We start from the raw sequence: 18,419 nt of genomic DNA on the forward strand, positions 1-18,419 counted from the left end.
TGTCGCAGGATCTGTGAGCTGGAGTCCGTCAGAAGGGGGCGCGCGAAGCCCATGAGCGGTGTCATGAAGCGTATGGGGATGATCTTCCGCGCGAAGGCGAACAAGGCCCTGGACAGGGCCGAGGACCCGCGCGAGACCCTCGACTACTCGTACCAGAAGCAGCTTGAGCTGCTGCAGAAGGTCCGCCGCGGCGTCGCCGACGTGGCGACCAGCCGCAAGCGCCTCGAACTCCAGCTGAACCAGCTCCAGCAGCAGTCCGGCAAGCTGGAGGACCAGGGCCGCAAGGCGCTCGCCCTCGGCCGCGAGGACCTCGCCCGCGAGGCGCTCTCCCGGCGGGCCGCGCTCCAGCAGCAGGTGACCGACCTGGAGACGCAGCACGCCACCCTCCAGGGCGAGGAGGAGAAGCTCACCCTCGCGGCCCAGCGCCTCCAGGCCAAGGTGGACGCCTTCCGTACCAAGAAGGAGACCATCAAGGCCACCTACACCGCCGCCCAGGCCCAGACCCGGATCGGCGAGGCCTTCACCGGCATCTCCGAGGAGATGGGCGACGTCGGCCTCGCGATCCAGCGTGCCGAGGACAAGACGCAGCAGCTCCAGGCCCGCGCCGGCGCCATCGACGAGCTCCTCGCCTCCGGCGCCCTCGACGACCCGACCGGCACCGCCAAGGACGACATCGCCGCCGAGCTGGACCGCATCTCCGGTGGTACGGATGTGGAGCTGGAACTGCAGCGCATGAAGGCCGAGCTCGCCGGAGGTTCGCCCCAGCAGGCGATCGAGGGCGGCACCGGCCAGGGCCAGCAGTCGCAGCAGCCGCAGGACACCCCGCGCTTCGACAAGCAGTAGCCGACGCCTGGAGGGCGACATGGCCGACATGGTCGTGAGGATCATGGGGGAGGGCCAGGTGAGGCTGGCCGACAGCCACCTCGCCGAACTGAACAAGCTGGACGACGAGCTCCTCGCGGAGACCGAGTCCGGCGACGAGGCAGCCTTCCGCCGCACCCTGGGCGCCCTCCTGGACACGGTCCGGGAACTGGGCGCCCCCCTCCCCGACGACGCCCTCGAACCCTCGGACCTGATCCTCCCGTCCCCGGACGCGACCCTGGAGGAGGTCAGGGCACTGCTGAGGGACGACGGTCTGATTCCGGGCTGACGCGGTGTCCGGACCTGGGCTCTTCGGCTGACCGGGTCGGGTGGGCGGGTGGGAGACCCGGCGGTGCCCGCAGCGGGCCGAACCGACGGTTCCGGCCACCACGAAGCAGCCGTACTGTTCAGAACGTGAGCCCCTTCGAAAGAGCCCGCTGCAGAGCCGGCGCCCATCCACTCGCCGTGGACGCGGTCATCGCCGCGGGCGCCCTCGTCTGCATGGTCGTGAGCTCTTTCGCCGCCCCGCACGGCGCACACGGCGTCGCCTGGGGCATCCGCGCCCCGGACCCGCTCAGCCTGGTCCTGATGACGCTCGCCGCCGCGGCCCTGGTCTTCCGCCGCCATGCCCCCAAGACGGTCCTGGCCGTCACCGGCGCCGCCTCCGTCGTGGAGTGCGTCACCGGCGACCCCCGCGCCCCCGTCGCGATGGCGGCGGTGATCGCCCTGTTCACCGTCGCCGCCACCACCGACCGCCGCACCACCCTGCGGGCCGGCCTGCTCACCATGACCGTGCTGACCACCGCCGCGATGGTGGCCGGCCCGCTGCCGTGGTACGCCCAGGAGAACCTCGCGATCTTCGCCTGGACCGGCATCGGCGCCACCGCCGGGGACGCCGTCCGCAGCCGGCGCGCCGTCGTCCGGGCCATCCGCGAGCGTGCCGAGCGCGCCGAGCGGACCCGGGAGGAGGAGGCCCGCCGCCGGGTCGCCGAGGAGCGGCTGCGCATCGCCCGTGACCTGCACGACGTCGTCGCCCACCACATCGCCCTGGTCAACGTGCAGGCCGGGGTCGCCGCACATGTCATGGACAAGCGGCCCGACCAGGCCAAGGAGGCCCTCGCCCACGTGCGCGAGGCCAGCCGCTCCGCGCTGAACGAACTGCGCGCCACCGTCGGCCTGCTCCGCCAGTCCGGCGACCCGGAGGCGCCGACCGAGCCCGCCCCCGGCCTCCACCTGCTGGAGGAGCTCGCCGACACCTTCCGCAACGCAGGCCTCCAGGTCGAGGTCGCCCGCGCCGACCAGGGCACCACCCCGCCCGCCGCCGTCGACCTGGCCGCCTACCGGATCATCCAGGAGGCCCTGACCAACGTGCAGAAGCACGCCGGACCCGACGCCAAGGCCGAGGTCAGCGTCGTACGCGTCGGACCGCACATCGAGGTCACCGTCCTCGACAACGGCTCCGGCGAGGACACCGCCCCCGAGGCGGGCGGCGGCCACGGCCTGCTCGGCATGCGTGAGCGCGTCACCGCCCTGCGCGGCACCCTCACCACCGGCCCCCGCTACGGGGGCGGCTTCCGCGTCCATGCGATCCTGCCGGTCAAGACCGACACCGACGACCGTACGAGTGACCGCACGCACGGCCGTGCCAAGGACCGTACGGCCGCCCTGGGAGATTCCGTATGACGATCCGTGTCCTGCTCGCCGACGACCAGGCACTGCTGCGCAGCGCGTTCCGGGTGCTCGTCGACTCCGAGTCCGACATGGAGGTGGTCGGCGAGGCCTCCGACGGCGCCGAGGCGGTGCGGCTGACCAAGGAGTCCGGGGCCGACGTCGTCCTGATGGACATCCGGATGCCGGGCACGGACGGACTCGCCGCCACCCGGCTGATCAGCGCCGACGCCTCCCTCGCCCATGTCCGCGTGGTGATCCTCACGACCTTCGAGGTCGACGACTACGTCGTCCAGGCGCTGCGGGCGGGCGCCTCCGGCTTCCTCGGCAAGGGCAGCGAACCCGAGGAACTGCTGAGCGCCATCCGGGTCGCCGCCGGCGGCGAGGCGCTGCTCTCCCCGACGGCCACCAAGGGCCTGATCGCCCGCTTCCTCGCCCAGGGCGACATGGGCGACGACGGCCGTGACCCGGCCCGCTCCGAGCGGCTGCACGCGCTCACCTCACGGGAGCGCGAGGTCCTGGTCCAGGTCGCCGGCGGCCACTCCAACGACGAGATCGCCGAACGCCTGGAGGTCAGCCCGCTGACCGTGAAGACCCACGTCAACCGGGCCATGGCCAAGCTGGGCGCCCGGGACCGGGCCCAGCTCGTGGTGATCGCGTACGAGTCGGGCCTGGTCCGCCCCAGGACGGACTGACCCCGCCGCCGCGAACGCGGCGATGCCGGACCTCACCGCCGTGCACGCCCTGCCGCCGATGCCGTCCAGCGCCGTCCGCGCCTGCCCGTTCCGTATGCTGGCGCCGCGAACTGCCGGTCGGCGAAGGGGAGTTTCGGAGTGCCGCTGCACAAGGACGACCCACGGTCCCTCGGCGGCTACCGGCTGGCCGACCGGCTGGGGGCGGGTGGGATGGGCATCGTCTACCGGGGCCGGTCGCGCTCCGGGCGCGAGGTCGCCGTCAAGGTGGTGCACGCCCAGTACGCCGAGGACCCCGTCTTCCGCGCCCGGTTCCGGCAGGAGGTCGAGGCCGCCCGCCGGGTGAGCGGCGCCTTCACCGCCCCCGTCCTGGACGCCGACCCGGACGCGCCGACGCCCTGGATGGCCACCCAGTACGTGCCCGGCCCCTCCCTCGCCGCCCGGATCCGGACCCAGGGCGCGCTGCGGGTCACCGAACTCCGGCCGCTGGCCCTCGGCCTGGTGGAGGCGCTGCGGGACATCCACCGGGCCGGGATGGTGCACCGCGACCTGAAACCGGCCAACGTCCTGATCGCCGAGGACGGCCCCCGCGTCATCGACTTCGGCATCTCCCGGGCCGCCGAGAACCACAACACCCTCACCGAGACCGGGCAGATGGTCGGCACCCCGCCCTTCATGTCCCCGGAACAGTTCACCGACGCCCGTACCGTCGGCCCCGCCTCCGACGTCTTCTCGCTCGGCGCGCTGCTGGTGTACTGCGTCACCGGTCACGGCCCCTTCGACGCCGACAGCCCCTATCTGACCGGCTACCGGGTGGTCCACAACGAGCCCGTCCTGGACGGGGTCACCGGCCCGCTGCGCACGGTCCTGGAGCGCTGCCTGGCCAAGGACCCCGCCGACCGGCCCGGACTCGACGACCTGGCCCGGGAGTTCGCGGCGGCCCTGCCGGAGCCGGAGTCCGCCGAACCGCAGACGATGACCCTGCGCCTGCCCGCCACCAGCCCCGGCCGCGCCCTCGCCCCCGACGCCACCACTCCGCCGGTCACCGGCCGCCGCCCCCGCCGCCGGGTCTCCCGGCCGCTGCTGGCCGCGGCCGCGGTGACCGCGCTCGCCCTGACCGGCTACTTGCTGCTGGGTCCCTGGAACGGCGACGGCCAGGCCCGCACCGGTTCCCCGGCGTCCCCCGGATCCCGCTGGGGCGCCCTCCCCACCGGCTGGAAGCCCTGGCAGACAACGGTGTCCGCGACCGCCGAGCACGGGGTGGCGAAGGCACCGGGCTACGAGGGCGACACCTCGCCCGCCTGCGTGTCGGACGGCTCCTCCGTGTACTGCGGCGGCACCTCCCTGCTCCCCACCCGGGTCGACGCCACCACCGGCCGTACCCTCTGGCGCTCCGGCATAGCGCCCGCGGGCGTCTCGGCCGACCACTTCATCACGACCGTCCTCGGCGTCGACGACGGCCGGGTCCTCGTCGAACTCCAGATCACCGACGACGACGGCGCGGGGAAGGCCCAGTCCGTCATGGCCCTCGACGGCGAGGACGGCAGCAGGCTCTGGTCCCACGCGGTACGCACCGACAGCCTGGGGTCGGCCTACGGCGACGGGGTCACCCTGACCCAGGAGGGCGACGGCAGTACGTTCACCGTCCGTTCGGCGCGGGACGGCAGTGTGCGCCGGAACGTGCCCGTGCCCCGGGGCTGGCTCTGTTCGATGCTCTCCGCGGGCGACTTCCCCTATGTGGACTGCGGCGACCAGTCGGACGGCTCGCACGCCACGAGGTTCTACGTCGTCCGGCCCGCCGACGGCTCGGTGCGCACCCTGGACTCTCCCGCCCAGACGGCCAGTTTCGTCGGCGTCCTCTCCGGACAGCTGGTCTTCCTGGAGTCGGACGACCAGGACGTGAACAACGGCCCCGACCTGATCTACCACCGCATCGTGCGGGTCGACCCCGACACCGGCCGGCGCACCCTGGTCCCGCTGCCCGAGAAGTACCGGGGCGGCCTGCCCACGCTGGCCCGCGGCACGCTCTACCTGGCCACCTCCAGCGGCCTGGTCACCGCCTTCTCGCCGACGACCGGGGCCCGGCTGTGGAGCAGCCACACGGCCCTGGAGTCGCCGGGCCAGGCATCGGTGGACCCGAAGGGGCGCACGGTGTACATGGCGGGCATGAGCGGCCGGGTGGTCGCGCTCGACGCGGCCAGGGGCACCGTGCTGTGGGAGTCCGGCGCCCGCGCCGAGGTGCTCGGCAACAGCGGCCTGCTCCCGACCGTCTGGTTCAACCGCGGCGCCCTGGTCCTCTCGACCTCCGACGGCACGATCTTCACCCTCGACCCGGCCCACCCCGAGCGCAAGGCCGTCGACTCGGGGTGACGCACGGGCCGTACGGCTACGGCAGCGCCAGCATCCGCTCCAGGGCCAGCTTGGCGAACGCCTCGGTCTCCTTGTCCACCTCGATGCGGTTGACCAGGTTGCCCTCGGCCAGCGACTCCAGGGTCCAGACCAGGTGCGGGAGGTCGATGCGGTTCATGGTCGAGCAGAAGCAGACCGTCCTGTCGAGGAAGACGATCTCCTTGCCTTCCGGCGCGAAACGGTTCGCGAGGCGGCGGACCAGGTTCAGCTCGGTGCCGATGGCCCACTTGGAACCGGCGGGCGCGGCCTCCAGCGCCTTGATGATGTACTCGGTCGAACCGACGTAGTCGGCGGCGGCGACGACCTCGTGCTTGCACTCCGGGTGGACGAGGACGTTCACGCCCGGGATGCGCTCGCGCACGTCGGCGACCGAGTCCAGCGAGAAACGGCCGTGCACCGAGCAGTGGCCGCGCCACAGGATCATCTTCGCGTCCCGCAACTGCTCCGCCGTGAGCCCGCCGTTCGGCTTGTGCGGGTTGTAGAGCACGCAGTCGTCCAGGGACATCCCCATGTCCCGCACGGCGGTGTTGCGGCCCAGGTGCTGGTCGGGCAGGAAGAGGACCTTTGTCGCCGAGGGCTCCCCCTGTTCGAAGGCCCACTCCAGGGCCCGCTGCGCGTTCGACGAGGTGCAGATGGTGCCGCCGTGCCTGCCCGTGAACGCCTTGATGTCCGCGGACGAGTTCATGTACGAGACGGGCACGACCTGCTCGGCTATGCCGGCCTCGGTCAGCACGTCCCAGCACTCGGCGACCTGCTCGGCCGTCGCCATGTCCGCCATCGAGCACCCGGCCGCCAGGTCCGGCAGGACCACCTTCTGGTCGTCCGAGGTCAGGATGTCGGCGGACTCGGCCATGAAGTGCACACCGCAGAAGACGATGTACTCGGCCTCCGGGCGGGCGGCCGCGTCCCTGGCCAGCTTGAAGGAGTCGCCCGTGACATCGGCGAACTGGATGACCTCGTCGCGCTGGTAGTGGTGGCCGAGCACGAAGACCTTGTCGCCGAGCTTCTCCTTGGCGGCGCGGGCCCGCGCGACCAGGTCAGGGTCGGACGGGGAGGGCAGGTCGCCGGGGCACTCGACGCCCCGCTCGCTCCTCGGGTCGGCCTCACGGCCGAGCAGCAGCAGGGCGAGCGGAGTCGGCTGTACGTCGAGCTCCGTGGTCTGGGCGGTGGTCACGACACGCACCCTTTCTACTTTTCGTCGTTCTGACGTTATCTATCATAACTGCTTCATGTCACTTTGACGACGGCCATAGCGTCGATGTGACATGAATCCCGGCGGCGAACGCTGTGGGTGGTCACCGCGACCGCTGTGCGTGACTTCGGGCGTGTGCGAGCATGAAGAGGTAGGAAAAACGCGAGAACGCGCATGCCGGCCCGGAATGAATCAGCGGACCCGCCGGTTGCACTCGTCGGCAAGCAGTCTCCGTACAACCCGGGAGAGATGTAGATGTCCGTATCGGACGAGACCAGCACCGCCACCGACGGCATCATCCTGAGCGACGCCGCCGCGGCCAAGGTGAAGGCCCTGCTCGACCAGGAAGGCCGTGACGACCTCGCGCTGCGCGTCGCCGTCCAGCCCGGTGGCTGCTCCGGCCTGCGCTACCAGCTCTTCTTCGACGAGCGTTCCCTCGACGGCGACGTCGTCAAGGACTTCGGCGGTGTCAAGGTCGTCACCGACCGCATGAGCGCCCCGTACCTGGGCGGTGCGTCGATCGACTTCGTCGACACCATCGAGAAGCAGGGCTTCACGATCGACAACCCGAACGCGACCGGCTCCTGCGCCTGCGGCGACTCCTTCAGCTGAGCCGCGGGGCACGACAGCGGAACGGCACGAAGGCGGCGGTCCCTCATCACGAGGGGCCGCCGCCTTCGAGCGTGCTCAGCCCAGCTGCGGGTCGAGCGTCGTCGCCTTCTCCTTCGGGACGGCCCTGCCGTCCGTGCCGATCACCTTCCGGCCGTCCAGCGGCGCGTCCAGGCGCACCGCCTGGTGGTACTGCTTGGCGATCATCACGCAGATCTTGTCGGGCCAGGGCGTCGCGGTCACCTTCACCACCACCTGCTCCGAGCTCTCGTCCGCCGTCACCTTGTAGTCGGCGCACACCCCGCCGGTGAACGCGACGACCAGCTCGCGGTCGTCGCTCGTGTACCCGTCCACCTTCACGTCCTTCGTGCTCCCCGCCGACGCGCTCGCGCTCGCCGAGGGCGTCGGTGTGGCAGCGGGTGCGGAGGCGGAGACCAGGTACGCCGGTTCCACCGCCGGATAGGCCACGGTGTACGAGTCCGCCGCCCCGCGCACCTGGAACAGCCAGGACGGCACCAGTGCCTGCCGGCCGGCGACGGACTGCGCGGCAAGCCCGAACACCGCCTTCTCGATCACGGCGGAGGACGTGGCCGAGGAGGTGGCCGAGGAGGTGGCCGAGGAGGACGACGCGGACGGCGTCGACGCGCTGCACGGCTGCTCCAGCCGGTCCTTCAGCGGTACGGCACTGGCGCAGCCGCCGATGCCCATCCGGTGGTCGGAGCGCGGCGCCGCGTTCATCAGGTCCAGCGTCTTCGCGGCGCTCAGCACCGGATACGTGTCGCCCTTCGCCGGCGTCGCGAGCATCCCGTTGCCGCCGACCACCTCGCCCTGCTTGCTGACGGTCAGCCCCGTCGCCCAGCCGTACGTCGGCAGCCCGCCGACCACCGGAGCGGCGTTCACCACCCGCTGGGCCCCCATGACCTGGCTCGCGTCCAGCTTCGCGGCGTCCTGACCGAGCGCCTTCAGCACCGGCGCCGCCGCCTTCTCGGCCTCGGCGACGCTCACCGGGGCACCGGCCGGTGCGACCGGGTCCTGCGCGCACACCAGGCCCCGCTTGCAGTTGTCGGTGCCCGGGGCGTAGCGGCTGTACGTCCAGATGCCCGGGGCGGTCCGGTTCACCTGGAGACTCCCGCCGGAGCCGTCGCTGTCCGTGCCGACCTTCCAGACCTGGCCCTCGGCCACCGGGGTGCCCTCGATCCCGAGCGACTTCGCCAGCGCGGCGACCCGGTCCTTGGAGACCTCGCCGGAGGGCTGGTACACGGTGGCCGAACCGGGCCCTGCGGGGAGCGTCCCGCTCGCCCGGTAGGTCACGCCGTAGGGATTGGGCTCGCCCGGGGCGATGCCGTTGCCGCCGGAGGAGTAGCCGTCCAGGGCGAGGGGCGGGGGAGTGGCACCGCCGGACGTGCCCGTGCCCGCACCACCGGAGCCGCCGCCGGAACCGGTACTCGCGGCGAGGTACGCCCCACCACCACCGACCAGAAGGACGGCGGCGGCCACAGAGACGACGACGAGAGCGGGCGAGCGACGCCGGGAGGAGAGACGATCGACCTCGACCTCGGGAGCGGCCTCGACCTCCACCTCGGTTGCGGCTTCGGCTTCGACGTCGGCTGCGGCTTCCGGCTCGGCAGTGGCCTCGGTCTTGGCGTCGGCTTCCGCCGTCGGCTCGGCGGTGGCCTTGGCGGTTGTCTGGGCCTCGGTAGTTGTCTCGGGCGTACGGGGGGCGGAAGCGGCGGGGAACTCGGCGGCGGGGGCCTGGTCCGGCTCGGGCTCGGCGGCCTCTTCCGGTTTCGTGGCCGCTTCGGGGGTCTCCGGCTCCGGAACCTCTTCCACGGCGCCCTCGGCGGACTCCGGGACGGCCTCGGCGGCTTCCGCAGCCTTCGGCGACCCCGTGGCCCGCCGGGCCTCGGGGGGCTCCCCGGGGTTGCCCGCGGCCGCGTCGTCGTCGTTCTCGGGTCGCTCGCTCTTCACCGCATCGCTCCTTGCCAGCGTCGTATCCCGCCTCCCCTTTCACGGGGGACGGCGATGGGACGCGGGAGGGGGGCGCGCGGTTCCCTGGAACGCGCCGGGCGGGACTCAGTCGCCGTAGTCGGACATCGCGTCCAGGAGCCTGGCGGACTTCTTCGGCACGGTCACCCCGTGGATGAGTGACGGCGGCACCGGACGGGCATCGCTGTGATCGGGAACCGTCCAGTGCGGAGCCATCCGGGCGCAGTCCCCGCGCAGCGACGCCAGATCGCCGTCGAGGTCGGCCGGAGCGGGGGCGTGGGCCTTGAGGTTCGTCATGACGGAACCGTAAGCACGCCGGGCACCGCGAAGAAAGATCTACTATCGGGTAGTTTTGGCACCTTCAGGGTGCCCGTGCCGACCCGGTAGCGTTAACTGTCAATCACGCCTCCCCCTCAGGAGAGTCCCAGCCGTGCGCATCGCAGTCACCGGCTCCATCGCCACCGACCACCTCATGACCTTCCCCGGCCGCTTCGCCGACCAGTTCGTCGCGGACCAGTTGCACACGGTCTCGCTGTCCTTCCTGGTCGACAACCTGGACGTGCGCCGGGGCGGCGTCGGCGCGAATATCGCGTTCGGCATGGGACAGCTCGGCACCCGGCCGGTCCTGGTCGGCGCGGCGGGCTTCGACTTCGACGAGTACCGTGCCTGGCTCGGCCGGCACGGCGTCGACACGGACTCCGTCCGCATCTCCGAGACCCTGCACACCGCGCGATTCGTGTGCACGACCGACGCCGACCACAACCAGATCGGCTCCTTCTACACGGGCGCGATGAGCGAGGCCCGCCTGATCGAGCTCAAGACGGTGGCCGACCGGGTCGGCGGCCTCGACCTGGTCCTGATCGGCGCCGACGACCCGGAGGGCATGCTCCGCCACACGGAGGAGTGCCGGGCCCGCGCCATCCCCTTCGCCGCCGACTTCTCCCAGCAGATCGCCCGGATGAACGGCGACGAGATCCGGATACTGCTGGAGGGCGCGACGTACCTCTTCTCGAACGAGTACGAGAAGGGGCTCATCGAGACGAAGACCGGCTGGAGCGACGAGGAGATCCTCGCGAAGGTCGGCCACCGGGTCACGACGCTCGGCGCGCGCGGTGTCCGGATCGAGCGGGTGGGCGAGGACCCGATCGAGGTCGGCTGCCCCGACGAGGAGCGCAAGGCCGACCCGACGGGCGTCGGCGACGCGTTCCGCGCCGGGTTCCTGTCCGGGCTCGCGTGGGGGGTCTCGCTGGAGCGGGCCGCGCAGGTGGGCTGCATGCTGGCGACCCTCGTCATCGAGACGGTGGGGACGCAGGAGTACCAGTTGCGGCGGGGGCACTTCATGGAGCGGTTCACGAAGGCGTACGGGGACGAGGCCGCGCAGGAGGTCCGGGGTCATCTGGTCTGAGTTCTGGCTGCGGGTGCGTGGGGGCTGGTCGCGCAGTTCCCCGCGCCCCTGGAAGAAGGGCGTTCAGGTCGCCCGGCGTACCAAGTACGCCGTTCCTTTTTCGGCCTTCTCCTCACCCTCGTACTCCTGGCCCCGCATCTCGCACCACGCCGGGATGTCCAGCCGTGCCGCCTCGTCATCGGACAGGACCCGCACCCTGCCGCCCACCGGCACCGTGCCGATGACCTTCGCCAACTCGATGACGGGGATCGGGCACCGCTTGCCGAGGGCGTCCACGACCAGGACGTCCTCGTGCACGGCCGCCACCGGCGCGGGCGCACCCAGCTTCTCCCGTACCCCCGCCACCACCCCCGGCAGCACCGCCAGGAACCGCTCCACCTCCGCCTCCGCCGCCCCCGCCGGCAGCGACACCCGTACGTTGCCCTCGCTCAGCACCCCCATCGCCTTCAGCACATGGCTGGGCGTCAGCGTGCTGCTCGTGCAGGACGATCCGGACGACACCGAGAAGCCCTCCCGGTCCAGTTCGTGGAGCAGCGTCTCCCCGTCGACATAGAGACAGGAGAAGGTGACGATCCCGGGCAGCCGCAGCTCCGCGTCCCCCACCACCTCCACGTCCGGCACCGACTCCGGCACCCGCGCCCGGATCCGTGCCGTCAGCTCCCGCAGCCGTACGGCCTCCTGCTCCGCCTCCGCCCGTACGGCCCGCAGCGAGGCGGCCGCCGCGACGATCGCCGGCAGGTTCTCGAAGCCGGGCGCCCGCCCCGACTCCCGCTCGTCCGAGGCGCCTTGGGCGGCGAACCGCACGCCCTTGCGCACCACGAGCAGCCCGACCCCGCTCGGCCCGCCCCATTTGTGCGCACTGGCCGTCAGCACCGACCAGTCGCCCTCCACCCGTCCCCACCCCAGCGACTGCGCCGCGTCCACCAGCAACGGCACCCCGGCCGCCCGGCACACCTCGGCCACCGCCGCCACCGGCTGCACGGTGCCCACTTCGTGGTTGGCCGACTGGAGGCAGGCGAGCGCGGTGTCGGGCCGCATGGCGGCCTCGTAGGAGCCGGCGTCCACCGCTCCCTGCCGCGACACCGGGACCCGGGTCACCTGGCCGCCCTCCGCCTCGAACACCTCCGCCGAATGGAGTACCGAGGAGTGTTCGACGGCTGACACGATCAGGTGACGTCCCGTCCGACGACGACCTGCCAGCGCCCCCGCGATGCCGGTGTGGACCGCCCGCGTCCCCGACGGGGTGAAGGACAGCTCGTCGGCCCGGCATCCGACCGCCTCGGCAGCCGCCTCCCGCGCGGCGTCCAACAGCATCCGAGCCTTGCGCCCCTCCCGGTAGAGACGGGAGGGGTCGGCCCATCCGTCGTCCAGGGCGGCCAACAACGCCTGACGGGCGACGGGATGAAGGGGAGCGGCAGACGCAGCGTCAAAGTAGGACACGCGGCAACGTTAGATCGTCCTCAGGGACAGCCGACCCAGGGGCACGGGGCCGTGCCCGTATGCGGCTCCGCCGCGGGGTGCGACCAGCCCTCGCGCACCCGCACACGCGCACGAAACCCCACCAACCCGAGCTATTGGGCGCCCATTCCCACCCCAACCGAGTGACAGGCGACGCGTATGCCACCCTCCCCGCGACCCCCCGAATCGCGTCGGCTAGGGTTTGGTCCGCATAAACATCCAAACCCCTGCCCGACGCAGGGCGGCGACCGACCAGCGAGAAGGCCGCAGCCGACCGCGCGGGCGAGACTCTCGGGAAGGCGCTACGTGAGTCCCAACGGCTCCGACCGCTCGCCGCGGCGCCCGATGCGGCGGAAGCTGCTGCAGGCAATGACCGCGGGCCTGGTCCTTGCGACCGCTACCGGTTGCACATACAAGGACTTCCCCCGCCTTGGTATGCCCACCCCGGCCACGGAAGAGGCTCCGCGGATCCTCTCCCTGTGGCAGGGCTCCTGGGCCGCCGCGCTCGCCGTCGGCGTGCTGGTGTGGGGTCTGATCATCTGGAGCGCCGTCTTCCACCGGCGCAGCCGCACCAAGATCGAGGTGCCGGCCCAGACCCGGTACAACATGCCGATCGAGGCCCTGTACACGGTGGTGCCGCTCATCATCGTCTCGGTGCTGTTCTACTTCACGGCGCGCGACGAGACGAAGCTGCTCAGCCTCACCGACAAGAAGCCCGACGTCACGGTCAACGTGGTGGGCTTCCAGTGGAGCTGGGGCTTCAACTACATCACGCCCGTCGACGGTGTCACCGGCGACGCGAAGACCGATCCGAACCTGGACGCCATTCCGGACCGGTTCAAGAAGGACTTCCCGGCGGCCGCCGGCGGTGTCTACGACGTGGGTACGCCGGGCACGAAGAACCCGGAGACCCACAACCCCGGTCCGACGCTCTGGCTCCCCAAGGGCGAGACCGTCCGCTTCGTCCTCACCTCGCGTGACGTCATCCACTCCTTCTGGGTGGTGCCGTTCCTGATGAAGATGGACGTCGTCCCGGGTCACACCAACGCCTTCCAGGTGACTCCCAACCAGGAGGGCACCTTCCTCGGCAAGTGCGCCGAGCTCTGCGGTGTCGACCACTCCCGGATGCTGTTCAACGTGAAGGTCGTCTCGCCCGAGCTCTACCAGCAGCACCTCAAGGACCTCGTCAAGAAGGGGCAGACCGGTTACATTCCCGCCGGCATCGCGCAGACGAGCCACGAGAAGAACCGGGAGACGAACAACCTGTGAGCATCCTCAACGAACCCCAGGGTGCCGCGGCAGCTGAAGGCTCTTACGCAGATGAGCTGCCGATCAGGCGCAAGCAGCCCGGCAACGTGGTCATCAAGTGGCTCACCACCACCGACCACAAGACCATCGGAACGCTGTATCTGGTCACGTCGTTCGCGTTCTTCCTGATCGGCGGTGTGATGGCGCTGCTGATGCGCGCCGAGCTCGCTCGCCCCGGTCTGCAGATCATGTCGAACGAGCAGTTCAACCAGGCGTTCACGATGCACGGCACGATCATGCTGCTGATGTTCGCGACGCCGCTGTTCGCCGGCTTCACGAACTGGATCATGCCGCTCCAGATCGGCGCGCCGGACGTCGCCTTCCCGCGGCTGAACATGTTCGCCTACTGGCTCTACCTGTTCGGCTCGACCATCGCGGTCGGCGGCTTCCTCACCCCGCAGGGTGCGGCCGACTTCGGCTGGTTCGCCTACTCCCCGCTGTCGGACGCGGTCCGCTCGCCGGGTATCGGCGCCGACATGTGGATCATGGGTCTGGCCTTCTCCGGCTTCGGCACCATCCTCGGCGCGGTCAACTTCATCACCACGATCATCTGCATGCGTGCGCCGGGCATGACGATGTTCCGCATGCCGATCTTCGTGTGGAACGTGCTGCTGACCGCCGTGCTGGTGCTGCTCGCCTTCCCCGTCCTCGCCGCCGCGCTGTTCGCGCTGGAGGCGGATCGGAAATTCGGGGCACATGTCTTCGACGCGGCCAACGGCGGAGCACTGCTCTGGCAACACCTCTTCTGGTTCTTCGGACACCCAGAGGTGTACATCATCGCGCTGCCGTTCTTCGGCATCATCTCCGAGGTCATCCCGGTCTTCTCGCGCAAGCCGATGTTCGGTTACATGGGCCTGATCGCCGCGACCATCTCGATCGCCGGTCTGTCCGTGACGGTGTGGGCCCACCACATGTACGTCACCGGCGGTGTGCTGCTGCCGTTCTTCTCCTTCATGACCTTCCTGATCGCGGTCCCGACCGGTGTGAAGTTCTTCAACTGGATCGGCACCATGTGGAAGGGGTCGCTGTCCTTCGAGACACCGATGCTCTGGGCGACCGGCTTCCTGATCACCTTCACCTTCGGTGGTCTGACCGGTGTCATCCTGGCCTCGCCCCCGATGGACTTCCACGTCTCCGACTCGTACTTCGTGGTGGCCCACTTCCACTACGTGGTCTTCGGCACGGTCGTCTTCGCGATGTTCTCCGGCTTCCACTTCTGGTGGCCGAAGATGACGGGCAAGATGCTCGACGAGCGGCTCGGCAAGATCACCTTCTGGACGCTGTTCGTCGGCTTCCACGGCACCTTCCTGGTCCAGCACTGGCTGGGCGCCGAGGGCATGCCGCGCCGGTACGCCGACTACCTGGCGGCCGACGGCTTCACCACCCTGAACACGATCTCGTCGATCAGCTCCTTCCTGCTCGGCCTGTCGATCCTGCCGTTCCTCTACAACGTGTGGAAGACGGCGAAGTACGGCAAGCCGGTCGGCGTCGACGACCCGTGGGGCTACGGCCGTTCGCTGGAGTGGGCGACCTCCTGCCCGCCCCCGCGGCACAACTTCGTCACCCTGCCGCGGATCCGCAGCGAATCCCCGGCGTTCGACCTGCACCACCCTGAGATCGCCGCCCTGGAGCAGCTGGAGCACGGCCACGCGGCCGCCGCTGTCACGGGCAGCAAGGAGGCCGGCAAGTGAAGATCCAGGGCCGCATGTTCGTGTGGCTTGCCGTCTTCGTCCTCGCCATGGCGATCGTCTATGGCGTGTGGTCGAAGGAAGCGGCCGGCACCACGGCGCTCTTCATGGCCTTCGGCCTGTGCATCATGATCGGCTTCTACCTGGGCTTCACGGCCTCGCGGGTGGACGCCGGTGCCCAGGACAACAAGGAGGCCGACGTCGCGGACGACGCCGGCGAGATCGGCTTCTTCAGCCCGCACAGCTGGCAGCCGCTCGCCCTCGGCGTCGGCGGCGCGCTGGCCTTCCTCGGTGTCGCTGTCGGCTGGTGGCTGCTGTACTTCGCGGCGCCCATCATCCTGATCGGCCTCTTCGGCTGGGTGTTCGAGTACTACCACGGTGAGAACCGCACCCAGTAGGCACGCGCCGAGCGCACCGGGAGCCCGGACCCTTCGTCAGGAGGGTCCGGGCTCCCGCCGTTCCCGGCCCGCTCCCGCCTTCGGCGCGGTACCGGTCCCCCGTCCGGACCACCTGCCGCGCCGGTGCCGAGAACTTCTCATAGCGTGAAAATATGAGTCACTCTCCGTGCGCCCGTACCGTCGTCAGCTGCGCCCTGCTGGTGATCGCCCTCGGCGCGGGCGTCACCGCCTGCGGTTCGGACGGCAACCCCCTCGCGGACAAGCCGTACGACGCGGCGGACCAGATCTCCTTCAACACCCCCACCGGTGCGGGGAAGCGGGCCGACCCCGACAAGCCCCTGGAGGTCGTCGCCAAGAGCGACGAGGACCGCATCACGGACGTCACGGCCGAGGACGCCACCGGTCGCTTCGTGGCGGGCGAACTCGACGCCGACGGCCACCGCTGGCACAGCACCTCGCCGCTGGCCGCCAACGCCCACTACACGGTCCAGGTCAGCACCGAGGACGACCACGGGGCGCCCGGCCGCAAGGTCCTCACCTTCGACACCAGCGTGCCCACCACCCGGCAGCGGCTGAAGGTCACCTTCGGCCCGAAGGCGGGCGAGTACGGCGTGGGCCAGCCGGTCACCGCGCAACTCGACCACGAGGTCAAGGACAAGGCCCAGCGCGCCGTCGTCGAGCGCGCCCTCAGGGTCGACTCCGTCCCGGCCGTGACGGGCTCCTGGTACTGGGTGAGCGACAAGGAACTCCACTACCGGCCCAAGGACTACTGGCCCGCCCACGCCACCATCCAGGTGCACAGCAACCTGGACGGCGTCAGGATCAGCGACCGCCTGTGGGGCGGCCCGGCCACGCCCCTCACGCTCACCACCGGCGACAAGCTGCTCGCCGTCACGGACGCGAGCGCCCACCAGCTGACGGTCTACCGGAACGACAAGGAGATCAACCAGATCCCCGTCACCACCGGCAAGCCGGGCTTCGAGACCCGCAACGGCGTCAAGGTGGTCCTGGAGAAGCAGTACTTCGTACGCATGCGCGGCACCACGGTCGGTATCGCCGAGGGCACCTCGGACTCGTACGACCTCCCGGTGTACTACGCCACCCGGGTGACCTGGTCGGGCGAGTACGTGCACGCCGCGCCCTGGTCGGTGGGCTCCCAGGGCTACGAGAACGTCAGCCACGGCTGCACCGGCATGAACACCTCGAACGCCGAGTGGTTCTTCGACACCTTCCACCCGGGTGACCTGGTGAAGGTCGTCAACTCCAACGGCAAGCAGATGGAGAACTTCGGCAACGGCTTCGGCGACTGGAACCTCGCCTGGAAGGACTGGCGCAAGGGCAGCGCCCTCACGACCGGCACCCAGGACACCCAGAACCCCCAGGACGCGGCGAGGGTGCAGCCGGCCGCACTGTGAACCGCCCTCAGGGGCAGCCCGCTCAGGGGCGCGGGGAACTGCGCGACCAGCCACCCACGACCGGCACTCGCGCAGGCGACCCGCGCCCCACCCCCTCCTAGGCGCTCAGCAGCCTCTTCTGCCGCAACAGCGAAGCCAGTGCCCCCGCGAACTCCACCGGCTCCACCGGCAGCGTCACAGCGCCGTCCGCCCGGCTCCAGGTGGCGAGCCACGCATCCTGCGGCCGCCCGATCAGCACCAGCACCGGCGGGCAGTCGAACACCTCGTCCTTGATCTGCCGGCACACCCCCATGCCGCCCAGGGGCACCGCCTCGCCGTCCAGCACGCACACATCGATGCCACCCTTGTCCAGCTCGGCGACGACCGCCTCGGGTGTCGCGCACTCCACGAACTCGACGAGGGGCACATCGGGAGCCGGCCGCCGGCCGGCGGCGAGCCGCACCTGCTCGCGGGTGTTGGAGTCGTCGCTGTAGACCAGCACCGTGGCGGTCGGCTGCATTGTTCCTCCGAGACGTCAGCGTCGTACGGACAGGACCGATGCGCCGGATGCTACTCCCATGAACACCTCGTCAACACCTGTTGGAACACCGCTTCGATGGGCCATCCGGGCAGTACACACGCTGCGGACACCCCGAACGGCACCCCCCGGAGTGAGCGCGAGATAAGCGACCGACATAATGTCGGTCGTGGCGACAGCAACGACAGTAGAAACCGGGCACGCGCACCCGTCGGTCAACAGGCCGAACCTCACCAGCGTCGGAACCATCATCTGGCTGAGTTCCGAGCTGATGTTCTTCGCGGCCCTCTTCGCGATGTACTTCACCCTGCGATCGGTGACCGGCGAGGCTCACTGGAAGGAGATGGCGAGTCATCTCGACATCCCCTTCTCGGCGACCAACACCACGATCCTGGTGCTCTCCTCCCTCACCTGCCAGCTCGGCGTGTTCGCCGCCGAGCGCGGGGACGTGAAGAAGCTCCGGGGCTGGTTCATCGTCACCTTCATCATGGGTGCGATCTTCATCGGCGGTCAGATCTACGAGTACACGAACCTGGTCAAGGAGGACGGGATCTCCCTCTCCTCCGACCCGTACGGTTCGGTGTTCTACCTGACCACCGGCTTCCACGGCATGCACGTGACGGGCGGCCTCATCGCCTTCCTGTTCGTCCTGGGGCGCACCTACGCGGCGAAGAGGTTCACGCACGAGCAGGCGACCGCGGCCATCGTCGTGTCCTACTACTGGCACTTCGTCGACGTCGTCTGGATCGGCCTCTTCGCCACGATCTACCTGATCAAGTAGCCGGGCCGGCACCACGCGCCGCAGAAGCGCAT

Annotated in this window: 17 protein-coding genes; 12 read left to right on the plus strand and 5 right to left on the minus strand. The window is 70.4% G+C overall.

Annotation, left to right across the window (positions count from 1 at the left end):
- Nucleotides 1-51 precede the first annotated feature (51 nt).
- The 5 genes from IEZ11_RS01405 (at nt 52) to IEZ11_RS01425 (ending at nt 5,591) form a co-directional block, all read left to right on the plus strand.
- The gene (locus IEZ11_RS01405) at nt 52-843 is read left to right on the plus strand and encodes a PspA/IM30 family protein (RefSeq protein WP_189260650.1); all 792 of its coding nucleotides are present in this window, start codon (nt 52-54) and stop codon (nt 841-843) included.
- A 28-nt stretch (nt 844-871) separates the two neighbouring features.
- A complete protein-coding gene (gene pspAA, locus IEZ11_RS01410) occupies nt 872-1,150 on the plus strand; it encodes a PspA-associated protein PspAA (RefSeq protein ID WP_189261095.1) in 279 nt (92 codons plus the stop codon).
- Between the two features lie 125 nt (nt 1,151-1,275).
- Nucleotides 1,276-2,544 (plus strand): sensor histidine kinase, encoded by a 1,269-nt coding sequence (locus IEZ11_RS01415; protein ID WP_189260651.1) that lies wholly within the window; start codon nt 1,276-1,278, stop codon nt 2,542-2,544.
- Nucleotides 2,541-3,224, plus strand: coding sequence for a response regulator (locus IEZ11_RS01420; protein WP_189260652.1), 684 nt, complete (start codon nt 2,541-2,543; stop codon nt 3,222-3,224). The genes IEZ11_RS01415 and IEZ11_RS01420 overlap by 4 nt, the downstream gene beginning before the upstream one ends.
- Before the next feature lie 138 nt (nt 3,225-3,362).
- Nucleotides 3,363-5,591, plus strand: coding sequence for a protein kinase domain-containing protein (locus IEZ11_RS01425; protein WP_189260653.1), 2,229 nt, complete (start codon nt 3,363-3,365; stop codon nt 5,589-5,591).
- A gap of 16 nt (nt 5,592-5,607) precedes the next feature.
- On the opposite strand, the gene nadA is transcribed toward IEZ11_RS01425, so the two are convergent.
- Nucleotides 5,608-6,804, minus strand: coding sequence for a quinolinate synthase NadA (gene nadA / locus IEZ11_RS01430; protein WP_189260654.1), 1,197 nt, complete (start codon nt 6,802-6,804; stop codon nt 5,608-5,610).
- A 273-nt stretch (nt 6,805-7,077) separates the two neighbouring features.
- Here nadA and IEZ11_RS01435 point away from each other — a divergent pair, with 273 nt between their 5' ends.
- The gene (locus tag IEZ11_RS01435) at nt 7,078-7,434 is read left to right on the plus strand and encodes an iron-sulfur cluster assembly accessory protein (RefSeq protein WP_030951236.1); all 357 of its coding nucleotides are present in this window, start codon (nt 7,078-7,080) and stop codon (nt 7,432-7,434) included.
- 75 nt (nt 7,435-7,509) lie between these two features.
- On the opposite strand, the gene IEZ11_RS01440 is transcribed toward IEZ11_RS01435, so the two are convergent.
- Together IEZ11_RS01440 and IEZ11_RS01445 are read right to left on the minus strand one after the other, a co-directional pair.
- Nucleotides 7,510-9,399 (minus strand): hypothetical protein, encoded by a 1,890-nt coding sequence (locus tag IEZ11_RS01440; RefSeq protein WP_229712769.1) that lies wholly within the window; start codon nt 9,397-9,399, stop codon nt 7,510-7,512.
- 105 nt (nt 9,400-9,504) lie between these two features.
- Complete coding sequence (locus IEZ11_RS01445) at nt 9,505-9,714, minus strand: hypothetical protein (RefSeq protein WP_189260655.1); 210 nt, start codon at nt 9,712-9,714, stop codon at nt 9,505-9,507.
- A 133-nt stretch (nt 9,715-9,847) separates the two neighbouring features.
- Between IEZ11_RS01445 and IEZ11_RS01450 the strand changes: the two genes are divergently transcribed.
- Nucleotides 9,848-10,822: a carbohydrate kinase family protein gene (locus tag IEZ11_RS01450; protein WP_189260656.1), complete on the plus strand. Its 975-nt coding sequence runs from the start codon at nt 9,848-9,850 to the stop codon at nt 10,820-10,822.
- A 63-nt stretch (nt 10,823-10,885) separates the two neighbouring features.
- On the opposite strand, the gene IEZ11_RS01455 is transcribed toward IEZ11_RS01450, so the two are convergent.
- Nucleotides 10,886-12,262, minus strand: a complete 1,377-nt coding sequence (locus IEZ11_RS01455) for a cysteine desulfurase/sulfurtransferase TusA family protein (protein WP_189260657.1) — start codon at nt 12,260-12,262, stop codon at nt 10,886-10,888.
- 324 nt (nt 12,263-12,586) lie between these two features.
- On the opposite strand from IEZ11_RS01455, the gene ctaC reads away from it, so the two are divergent.
- The 4 genes from ctaC to IEZ11_RS01475 all read left to right on the plus strand — a co-directional run bounded on the left by ctaC (nt 12,587) and on the right by IEZ11_RS01475 (nt 17,089).
- Nucleotides 12,587-13,549, plus strand: a complete 963-nt coding sequence (gene ctaC, locus IEZ11_RS01460; RefSeq protein ID WP_189260658.1) for an aa3-type cytochrome oxidase subunit II — start codon at nt 12,587-12,589, stop codon at nt 13,547-13,549.
- Entirely contained in the window at nt 13,546-15,279 is a 1,734-nt protein-coding gene (gene ctaD, locus IEZ11_RS01465) for an aa3-type cytochrome oxidase subunit I (protein ID WP_189260659.1), read from the plus strand. The genes ctaC and ctaD overlap by 4 nt, the downstream gene beginning before the upstream one ends.
- Nucleotides 15,276-15,674 (plus strand): cytochrome c oxidase subunit 4, encoded by a 399-nt coding sequence (locus tag IEZ11_RS01470; protein ID WP_189260660.1) that lies wholly within the window; start codon nt 15,276-15,278, stop codon nt 15,672-15,674. The genes ctaD and IEZ11_RS01470 overlap by 4 nt, the downstream gene beginning before the upstream one ends.
- Nucleotides 15,675-15,826: 152 nt before the next feature.
- Nucleotides 15,827-17,089 (plus strand): L,D-transpeptidase, encoded by a 1,263-nt coding sequence (locus IEZ11_RS01475; protein WP_189260661.1) that lies wholly within the window; start codon nt 15,827-15,829, stop codon nt 17,087-17,089.
- 97 nt (nt 17,090-17,186) lie between these two features.
- Here the strand turns inward: IEZ11_RS01475 and IEZ11_RS01480 are convergent, their stop codons facing one another.
- Nucleotides 17,187-17,588, minus strand: a complete 402-nt coding sequence (locus IEZ11_RS01480) for a response regulator (RefSeq protein WP_189260662.1) — start codon at nt 17,586-17,588, stop codon at nt 17,187-17,189.
- A 178-nt stretch (nt 17,589-17,766) separates the two neighbouring features.
- On the opposite strand from IEZ11_RS01480, the gene ctaE reads away from it, so the two are divergent.
- Nucleotides 17,767-18,387, plus strand: a complete 621-nt coding sequence (ctaE, locus tag IEZ11_RS01485; RefSeq protein WP_189260663.1) for an aa3-type cytochrome oxidase subunit III — start codon at nt 17,767-17,769, stop codon at nt 18,385-18,387.
- The last annotated feature ends 32 nt before the right edge of the window (nt 18,388-18,419 follow it).

It is taken from the genome of Streptomyces fuscichromogenes (assembly GCF_014645815.1).
GTDB lineage: Bacteria > Actinomycetota > Actinomycetes > Streptomycetales > Streptomycetaceae > Streptomyces > Streptomyces fuscichromogenes.